We start from the raw sequence: 390 nt of genomic DNA, 5'->3' as shown, positions 1-390 counted from the left end.
AGCAAGTGGCACAATATCTTGAATATTTTGGGCAAATGCACGGTCACCAATCACATCACTGACATCATTTAAGTCCAATACCGGTGCAAAGCTAAAGTCGATCCCCACAGCAAGGACTTCAGTTGCCATTAGCCAACCGCATTGTTCCGCTAAAGCAATCGCTTGTTCTGGATCAGTCAGATAGCGTTCACCTAAACGACCCATTGCAGGCAGTAAGGTGAAACCCCGTTTTAGGCGTTGCACGCGACCCCCTTCTTGATCAACGGCAATTAAAATATCAGGTCTTACATGACGCATATGATCTGTTAAAGCACGAACTTGTTGTGGTGATTCTATATTTCGCGAAAATAAAATCATGCCGCCTACTTGCGGTGCTTGTAATAGTTCAAT

At 44.4% G+C, this 390-nt stretch carries 1 protein-coding gene; it reads right to left on the bottom strand.

Annotated features, from left to right (window positions below; all coding sequences use genetic code 11):
- Positions 1-390 (bottom strand): glycoside hydrolase family 3 N-terminal domain-containing protein (locus CKW40_RS42595; protein WP_280175443.1); only part of this gene is annotated, 390 nt, incomplete at both ends.

The sequence above is a fragment of the Mesorhizobium carmichaelinearum genome (assembly GCF_900199455.1).
Classification (GTDB): domain Bacteria; phylum Pseudomonadota; class Alphaproteobacteria; order Rhizobiales; family Rhizobiaceae; genus Mesorhizobium; species Mesorhizobium carmichaelinearum.
The sequence above is the reverse complement of the archived record's forward strand: the minus strand, read 5'-3'. Positions and strand labels throughout refer to the sequence as shown.